At 81.4% G+C, this 2,000-nt stretch carries 1 pseudogene; it reads right to left on the bottom strand.

Going from position 1 to position 2,000, the window contains the following annotated elements:
- Nucleotides 1–2,000 (bottom strand): annotated as a pseudogene (locus ACQRUO_RS39295) (serine protease); the annotation flags it as partial.

The raw sequence follows: 2,000 nt of genomic DNA, 5'->3' as shown, positions 1-2,000 counted from the left end.
CCGGCGGCGCGTCGGCGAGCACCCGCAGTGCCGCGGCCGCCCCGCCGCCGGGGCGGGCCAGCCGCTCCTCGAAGGCGCCCAGCACTGCGGCGGGATGGTCGGCCAGCGCCAGGCCGAGCACCTCGGCGCCGACGAACGGGTCGTCGGCGGCATAGCCGGCGAGCGCGGCCGGCAGGTACCGGGCCCGGGTGGCCGGGTCGCGCACCAGCAGCGCCAACGCGGCCCCGTGCAGGCCGGGTTCGGCCACCCGGGCCAGCAGGGTCAGCGCGGTGTGCCGGAGCAGCTCGCGGGCCGCCCCGGTGACGTAGGGCGCGGTGCGCAGCGCGTGCACGGCGGCGGCCACGTGGCGGTCGGGGCGGGCGTCGTGGCTCCACCGGTCGACCGCCCGGCAGAGCGCGGAGGGCTCCTCGACGGCCAGCACGGTCAGCAGGGCGTCGGCCCGCGGGTGCCCGGTGGCCACCAGTGCCTCGGTCAACTCGTCGACGCCCAGCGCCCGGTGGGCGAAGAGCAGGTCGTGGGCCAGGTCGGCGACGGTCGCGCCGGCCCGGGCCGGCAGCGGGCGGCCGTCGGCGAACCAGCGGCAGAGCGGCCCGAAGCCGGCCGTCCCGGCCCCGGTCAGTCCCGCCGCGGCGGCGGCCAGGAAGGCCGGCTCGGCGCCGTCCGCCCGGACCAGCAAGCGCAGCAGCTCCCAGTACCGGTCGGCGGGCAGCTCAAGGTCGGCCCAGAAGGCGGGCCCGAACCGGGCGGCCACCGGGTCGGGTGCGGCGCCGCCGGGCCCGATGGTCGCGGCGGTGCCCGCGGCCAGCCACTCGGCGAGCCGCTCCAACAGCTCCCCGTGCGCAGCCGGCTCCGGGGCGGCGCGCAGTCCGGCGGCCAGCAGCCGGGCCGCCCACCAGCGCGGTTCCGGCTCCACCGCCGAGGCCTCGAGCGGCCCGACGGCCGCCGTGCCGGCCACGTCGACCTGCGGCACGGCGCCCGGCGCGGGCTGTGCCAGCGCCTGCCAGAGCCGGTCGAGCCAGGGCGCCAGGCCCGCCGTCCCGCGGGTCCGGGCCAGCGTGCCGAGCGCTGCGGCCACCGCACCCGCCCGGTGCCGGGGCACCACCCACCGCGGCTGCGCCGCCGTCGCCCTGGGACCCTCGGCGAGCAGCAGGCGCAGTGCCCCGTCCAGCTCCAGGTGCTGGCCCTGCAGCCAGTCCGCGATCTCCTCGTGGGCCGGCCGGTAGCCCTCCCCCGCCGGGACGAAGAGCCCGTCGGCCAGCACCGCGCGGGCCCAACCGCCGGCCGGTGGGAAGAGCTCCTCGAAGGCGGCCCGGGTCAGCCCGCCCTGGCCGGGGCCGAGCATCCGCCGGGCCGCCTCGTGCACCCGCCCCGCCACCAGCGCGGCGAGCCGGCGGACCCGGCCCGGCGCGGGCGGCGCGGCGGCCGGCAGCGCGTTCCCCTTGCGGTGCGAGGCGGGCCGCACGCCGGTGCGGGCCAGGCGTTCGGCGATCCGCAGGCAGCGCAGGTCCAGCCAGGCCTGGTAGAGCTCGGCCGCCCCGACCCCGGTCGGACCCACCGTGAACGGCGGCACCCCGGCCGCCCGCAGCTCCCCGGCCAGCCGCAGCAGCAGCGGCCCGGCCGGCTGCCCGTCCACCAGCACCCCGTACTGCCGGGCGGCCGCCTCCAGGGCCGGGCCGCCCAGCGGGCGCAGCCGGTGCAGCTGCGGCGTCGCGGCCGCACCGAGCACCGGCCCGTGCTGCTGCCACTGCTCCCAGCTCTCCGGGCGGCAGGCCACCAGCAGCCGCACCCCGGCGCCGGCCAGCCAGTCGGCGGTCGCCGTCCACCAGGACGGCCCGAGCGGCCCCGGCGCCTCCTCGGCGGCGTCCAGCAGCACCAGCAGCGGCCGCTCGGCAGCCGCGCAGACCCGGGCCAGCGCCGCCTCGAGCGCCTCGGTGCCGGGCGGCTCCGCCTCCGCGGTGCCCGCGCCGGCGGCGCCCACGGCCCCGGCGAACGGGCAGATC

This window comes from Kitasatospora sp. LaBMicrA B282 (assembly GCF_050325825.1).
In the GTDB taxonomy this organism is placed as follows: domain Bacteria; phylum Actinomycetota; class Actinomycetes; order Streptomycetales; family Streptomycetaceae; genus Kitasatospora.
Note: the sequence above shows the minus strand (reverse complement) of the source record. Positions and strands in the feature narration are given on the sequence as shown.